This window comes from Reyranella soli (genome assembly GCF_007992495.1).
GTDB classification, from domain to species: Bacteria; Pseudomonadota; Alphaproteobacteria; order Reyranellales; family Reyranellaceae; genus Reyranella; species Reyranella soli.
This window is the reverse complement of the sequence record NZ_BKAJ01000012.1, coordinates 104,639-111,713: the sequence shown is the minus strand read 5'-3', so window position 1 is coordinate 111,713 and position 7,075 is coordinate 104,639. Positions and strand designations below refer to the sequence as shown.

At 69.1% G+C, this 7,075-nt stretch carries 3 protein-coding genes; 2 read left to right on the top strand and 1 reads right to left on the bottom strand.

All coding sequences use genetic code 11. The features are described 5' to 3' along the window. Positions 1 to 18 precede the first annotated feature (18 nt). A complete protein-coding gene (locus tag RSO01_RS03875; protein ID WP_147146386.1) occupies positions 19 to 897 on the bottom strand; it encodes a TauD/TfdA dioxygenase family protein in 879 nt (292 codons plus the stop codon). A gap of 159 nt (positions 898 to 1,056) precedes the next feature. On the opposite strand from RSO01_RS03875, the gene RSO01_RS03870 reads away from it, so the two are divergent. Continuing rightward, the gene (locus RSO01_RS03870) at positions 1,057 to 2,868 is read left to right on the top strand and encodes an autotransporter assembly complex protein TamA (protein ID WP_147146384.1); all 1,812 of its coding nucleotides are present in this window, start codon (positions 1,057 to 1,059) and stop codon (positions 2,866 to 2,868) included. After that, positions 2,868 to 7,073: a translocation/assembly module TamB domain-containing protein gene (locus RSO01_RS03865; protein WP_147146382.1), complete on the top strand. Its 4,206-nt coding sequence runs from the start codon at positions 2,868 to 2,870 to the stop codon at positions 7,071 to 7,073. The genes RSO01_RS03870 and RSO01_RS03865 overlap by 1 nt, the downstream gene beginning before the upstream one ends. The last annotated feature ends 2 nt before the right edge of the window (positions 7,074 to 7,075 follow it).

Sequence of the window (7,075 nt, the reverse complement as noted above, 5' to 3'; positions counted from 1 at the left end):
GGCCCGCGCTCCCAAAGACTAACCCGCCACCACCGGCTCGCCGACGATCTGCGTGCGGTGCATCAGGCGGCGCAGGCTCTCGTCGAAGGCGTCGCGGCGGTGCATGACGCAGCGATTGTCCCATATCACCAGGTCGCCGGCGCGCCACTTCTGGTACCAGGCGAAGTGATGCTGGGTGGCGTGGGCCCATACCGCGTCCAGCAGGGCCTCGCTCTCCTCGACCGGCAGGCCATGAACGTAGGCGCCAGGCCGACGGCCGAGGAACAGCGCCTTGCGCTTGCTCACGGGATGCAGGCGGACGAGGGGATGCACCGCGCCCGGCGTGCGGCGCACGTCGAGGGTGCGCTGGAAGCCCTTGCGCAGCTCGCCGGCCGAGTTGCGGCTCGAATCGTGGATGCAGGTGCGGCCCTCGACGGCGCGCTTCAACTCCGATGGCAATGTCTCATAGGCCGTGTACATGTTGAGGAAGCCGGTGTTGCCGCCATCGGACGGCACTTCCAGCGCGTAGAGCAGTGAGGCGCGCGGCGGCAGGAGGTTGTAGGACATGCCGGTATGCCAGACGAGCTCGTAGCTCCCCAGTCCGCCGACCGGCTTGCCGTCCTTCACGACGCTCGAGATCACCGTCACCCAGTCCTGGGCATCCTTCTCCAGGCCCGAATCGGTGCGGTCGAAGTTCGCGGCGGCGACCGGCACGCGGTCGAGCTCGCCGAAGCGGGCGCTGAACCGCATCAGCATGCGATCGTCGATGCGCTGCCCCGAGAAGCGCAGCACCAGGTGATCGCTCCACGCCCGCGCGATGCGCTCGAACGCGCCCTCGCTGACCGGCTTGGACAGGTCGACGCCATGCACATCGGCGCCCAGCGCGCCGCCGGTCGGCTGGATCCAGACTTCGCTCATGGTTTTCTCCACACCTCTGGGGAGTTTGCCACGAAACAATCACGCCATGCATCCAATCGCCGCGCCAAGCGTTGATGCATGGAGATCATGCCTGCCCACTGCGCAACTCGTGCCTTCTGGCCCTTTGAGGTCGGCGAAACGGCATGGTTGGCGTGTTTGGTGGCGCTCGCCGCGCTGCTCGCGATGGCGCCCGGCGGGTCGGCCGAGGCACGGACGGCAAAAATCGCCCTCGTCGTCAGCGGAGACGAGCAGATGCAGGCCGACCTCAAGGAACTGGTCGAGCGTTTCGAGAAAGACCAGCCGCTGAGCGGCGACAGCCTCGGCCTGTTGCAAGGCGCACAGGCGGCGGCGGCCAGGATCAATACCGCACTGCGCTCTCGCGGCTACTATGACGCCACGATAAAGGCCACGGTCGATGGCCGACCGATCGCCGAACCCGGCGCGCTGGACGCAATCGATGCGCGGCCGGACAACGAGCCGATCTCCTTCGCCTTCGACATCGCGACCGGCCCGCGCTATCGCGTGGCCGACGTGGCGATCCGCCCGCCGAACGCCCAGACGTCGTTGCCCGGGATCGACCGCGCCAAGCTCGGCCTGTCGCCGGGCGATCCCGCCGACGCAGCGGCCATCCTCGAGGCGCAGGACAAGTTGATCGCCGAGCTGCGCAAGCAGGGCTATGCGCTGGCCAGCATCAAGCGCGATGTCGTGGTCAACCACGCCACGCGCGAGGCCACGGTGACGTTCGTCGCCGAGACTGGCCCGCTTGCTCGCATGGGACCGGTGCGCTTCTCGGGCTCCGACAAGGTCGACATGGTCTGGCTGCAGCGCCGCGTGCCCTTCAAGGAAGGCGACCCTTACGACCCGGCCAAGGTCGAGGCGATGCGCGGGAAGCTCACCTCGCTCGGCGTGTTCAATGCGGTACGCATAAAGCCCGCGGCCACGCTTGACGCCAACGGCGAGCTGCCGTTCGACGTCGAATTGACCGACCGGCTGTCGCGCTCGATCGGCTTCGGCGTCTCCTACGAAACCCAGCTCGGCTTTGCGGTCTCGGGGTTCTGGACCCATCGCAACCTGTTCGGCCAGGCCGAGAGCCTGCGGCTGACGGCCGAGCTCACGCATATCGGGCAGGGCTATGCGATCCTCGACACCGGCTTCGCCTTCCGTGCGGCCTTCCGCAAGCCCGACTGGTGGCTCGCCGGCCAGGATGCCCGGCTGGAGGCCGCCGGGCTGCGCGAGGTGCTCGATGCCTACACGCGCAACGCGGTGACGGCCTATGCCGGCTTCGACCGCGTCTTCTCGCCACGCTGGCGGGCGCAACTCGGCTTCGCCGGCGAGGCATCGCGCATCACCCGCAACGGCATCACCATGGACTACCAGCTGGTCGGCCTGCCGCTGTCGATCCTCTACAACCACGCCAACAGCGACCTCAATCCGACCGAGGGCTATCGCCTCGACCTCGACGTCACGCCCTGGGTCTACAGCCGGGACTTCTTCACCGTCATCCGCCTGACCGGCCGCTACTACTACGATTTCAGCGAGGATGGCCGCAGCGTGCTCGCCACGCGCGCCTCGCTCGGCAGCGAGCCCGCGATCAGCATCGGCGGCATTCCGCCCGACAAGTACTTTTATGCCGGCGGCGGCGGCTCGGTGCGCGGCTTCGTCTATCAATCCGCCGGCCCGCGCGACGCCTTCAACAATCCGCTGGGCGGCGCCAGCGTCGTCGAGACGAGCGTCGAGTTCCGCCAGCGCATCGGCAAGTCGTGGGGCGCCGTGGCGTTCGTCGATGCCGGCAGCGCCTATCCGTATTTCTTCCCCGACGTCTCGCTGTTCGCCCCGCGCGTCGGCGCCGGCGTCGGCGCCCGCTACTACACCGACTTCGGGCCGGTGCGGGTCGATGTCGGCTTCCCGCTGAACCGCCGAGAAGGCGATCCGGCGTTCGGCGTCTATGTCAGCCTGGGCCAGGCCTTCTGATGCGGGCGCGCAGGATCCTGGCGATCGCCGCAGCGGGCCTGGTCGGTCTTCTCGTCATCCTGTTCGGCGCCTTGCAGACTGCGCCCGGTCAAAGTGCCGTGGTCGGGTTGATCTCGAGAGTCGCATCAGGACCGGACGGCGGCCTCGAGATCAGCGGCCTCAGTGGATTCTTTCCTACGGATCTTCGTATCGCGACGATCTCGTACCGCGACCGCGACGGACCCTGGCTGACGGTGGAGAATGTCCACCTTCGCTGGTCTTTCATGTCCTTGGCCCGCGGCCGTTTATCGATCGAGACCTTGAGTGCGGATCGCGTCGCGGTCCTGCGTCCGCCGCTGCCGGCCAAGGAGGAGTCCAAAGACAAGAGCAGCGGGTCGGTGCGACTGCCCGTCGGCATCGACCTCAACGAACTCGAGATCGGCGATCTTCATCTCGCGGCGGCGGTGGCCGGCGTCGATTCACGCTGGAAGCTCAGCGGCCACGCGGTCCTGCCGGCTGACCTCGCCCAAGGCCGAGTGATCCTCAAGGGCACCCGCATCGACGGACCCGACGGCCACTTGTCCGCGGACATCGGCTTCGACGTCGAGAAGCGCACGGTCGATGGCGAGGTGAGCGTGAGCGAAAAGCGCGGCGGCCTCGTCGCGGCGTTGCTGGAGCGGCCGGATGTCGAAGACCTGTCGATACGACTGATCGCCCGCGGCGATGCCCAGGCCGGCAATGCCGAGCTGGTCGTGGCGGCGGGCGAGGCGGCGCGGGCGAACGGCAAGGCGATCTGGAAGCCGGACGGTGCGGCGACGTCGGTTTTGGTCCAGCTCGACACGGCGGGGCCGGGTCTGCCGCAGGGCCGCATCGCCGATGCGGTACGCGAGCCGATCTCGCTCAGCGCCCAGGCCGTTATCGGCGACAAGATCGTCACCTTGGACGCGCTAAAGCTCACCGCCGGCCCGCTCGGGCTGGAGGCATCGGCGCGCTTTGACCGCACGGCCGATCGGCTCGAGGGCACCGTTACGTTGCGGGCCGCCGAGCCCGGTCCCCTCGGGCCGTTTGTCAGCGGCGCGACATGGCGTGGTCTGCACATCGAGGTGAAGCCCGCCCTTACCGGCCTGTCGAGCCGACCGCAGGGAACGATCATGGTCACCGGCGGCGCCGACGATGTCTCGCTGTCCGCCATCGAAAAGCGCCTGCCGCCACTCGGCGCCGTTACGCTGGCCGCGGATATCGGTCTTGCCGAGGACGGCAAGATCACCGCGCGATCACTCGATCTCGGTACGGCGCTGGCGGCGGTGAAGGGCGGCGGCTCATACCTGCCGGAAAGCCAGGTCGGAGACGCCAAGATCACGCTGACGCTGCCGAGCCTGGCGCCGCTTTCGGAGCTTGCCGGCACGCCCCTTGCGGGCAGCTCGATTGTCGACCTGACCGTGAACACCGACCGCGACGGCATCAAACTTGGATGGCGCGGTACGGTGAGCAACGTGACGGCAGACGGCCTGCCGACCGGGCTTGTCACGGCCCCGGTGGAGCTGTCGGGCGTCGCGACATGGCGTTTCGACGAAGCGTGGACGGTGAGCGACGCTCGTGTGGCGAGCGGGGGCGCGGCGCTCGTCGTGACAGGTCGGGGCCGTGCAGCAACCGGCGAGCTCGACTTGGCGCTCGACCTGCCGGCACTCGACTTCCTCAAGGCCGGGGTTGGCGGCGCGGCCAAGGTCACGAGCAATATCCGGCTCGGCAAGGAGCGCACCGACCTCAGGCTGGCGGCCGAACTCAGCGATCTCACGCGCGGACAGATTGCCTCGCGCAAGCTCACGCTGTCGGCGACTGGCTGGCTCGATGCGACGGGAGCGGCGAGCGGCGAGGTCAAGGCGAACGGCGATCTCGCCGCCCAACCGCTGTCGCTCGACGGTCGCTTCTCGCTCGACGCCGCCGGCGGCGTGGTCGTGCCGACCTTCCAGGGGCGATGGGCCAGCGTGGTGCTCGATGTCTCCGATTTCGCCGTGACCAAGGGACGGACCTCTGGCCACGCGCGCCTTCAAGTAGCTCGCCTCGCCGACGCCGCCGACCTGGCGGGCACGCCGCTCGGCGGCTCGCTGGAGGCCGAGGTCGCCGGCGACGATGGCCGGGTCACGGCGCGAGTCCAGGGCAGCGACCTTCGCGTCAACACGCTCGCCATCGGCATACTCGACTTGCGCAGTACCGTTGACGAGCCGATGGCGGCAGCGAAGGTCGACGCCACATTGACCGCCAGCCGCATCGCCGGTGCGGCGGACATCAACAAGTTGAATGCCACGGCGAAAGGCGACCGGCAGGCGATCACCATCTCGCTGCAGGCGGCAGGCGCCCAGACGGTCGCCAACGCCACGGCCAAGGTCGAGCTGTCGGGCGACGATCTTATCGTCGGCCTGAGCCGCTTCGACGGCCGCTATGGCGCGATACCGGTGGCGCTCGCCGGGCCGACGCGCGTTCACATCGCCGGGCCGCGCATCGCCATCGAGCCGACCAATTTGCGCGTCGGCGGGGGACGGCTGAGCGTACGCGGCACGCTCGCCCCGTCGGGCAGCGATCTGCAGCTCGAGATCGCGGCTTTGCCGTTGTCGCTGATCGATGCCTTCGCGCCGGGCACCAATCTCGACGGCACCCTTCAGACCAAGCTTCGGGTTCAAGGCAGCATGGACGCACCGGTGGTCGATGGCACCTACAATGTCACGGGCCTGCGGCTGCGTCAGCCCGAAGCGGCCCTGGTGCCACCGTTGTCGGTGCAGGGATCGGGGTCGCTGATGGGCCGGCAAGCCAGCATCGATGCGCGGGTGAGCGCAAACGCCACGAACCTGACGCTGAAAGGCAAGGCGACGCTGCCGCGGGGCGCCGCGCCGCTGTCCGGCTCGGCCACCATCGGCGGGACCATGGAGCTGGCGCCCTTTGCGCCACTGCTGGGCAACGACATCCGCAATGTCACCGGCCGGCTGCGGCCGGACGTGACGGTCGAAATTTCCGGCTCGCGCGTGACCGGCAACGGCAGCATCGACTTCTCCAACGGCGCCGTCGCGATGCCCGAATCGGGGCTGCGGCTGAGCGGCGGGGAGGGGCGGTTGGTCCTGCAGGGTGACACCCTCCAAATACAGCGGCTCAACTTCCAGACCGTGCGCGGCGGCGGCGTCTCGGCCACCGGCACGCTGCGGATCGACGCGCAGCAGGGGCTGGTGCCCGACCTCACCGTCACCAGCCGCAACGCCCTGCTGGTCAGCCGGCCGGATCTCGTGGCCAGCGTCTCCACCAACATCAAGATCACGGGATCGACCCTGGGCGGGCTCAGCATCGCCGGCCCGGTCACGATCGATCGGGCCGAGATCGCCGTTGGTGCCGAGCAGTCGGCGTCCTTTCCAACACTTGAGGTCCGCGAGATCAACAAGCCCGGCGGCGAGGCGACGGCGACCAACGTCGTACGGCCGCCGCCAGCCAAGCCGGCACCGCGCGCCGCGCCGCCACCGGGAGCCGCGCCGGTTCGCCTCGCCCTGTCGATCCGCGCGCCCCAGGCGGTGTTCGTGCGTGGCCGCGGACTCGATGCCGAGATGTCGGGCCAGCTGGAAGTCGCCGGCACGCCCGCCGCGCCGACGGTCACCGGCGGCCTGACGATGCGGCGTGGCGAGTTCACCCTGCTCGGGCGGCGGCTCACCTTCAGCCGCGGGGTCGTCACCCTCGACAATCTCGACCGCATCGATCCAAGGCTCGACTTCGTCGCCAGCACGACCGTGCAGTCGACGACCATCAATGTCGAGATCGGCGGCACGGCGCGTGCGCCCCTCATCGCCGTGACGTCGGTGCCGTCGTTGCCGCCGGACGAGGCCATGGCGCTGCTGCTGTTCGGCAAGCCGGCGTCGGGGCTGAGTGCCTTCGAACTCGCCCAGGCGGCGCAAGGGCTGGCCGAGCTGACCGGCCAGGCATCCGGCAGCGGCATGTTGAGCCGGTTGCGCACCGGCCTCGGCCTGGACCGGCTGTCGGTCGGCTCAGGCACCAACGCGAACTCGCCGGTCTCGCTCGAGGCCGGACGCTATGTGGCCCCCGGCGTCTATGTCGGTGCGCGGCAGGGCGCCACCGGCAACTCGAGCCGCGGCGTCGTGCAGGTCGACGTGCTGGAGCACGTCAAGATCGAGGGCGACGTCGGCGCCGATTCCAACGGCCGCGTCGGCGTGAAGATGGAGTGGGACTATTAGGC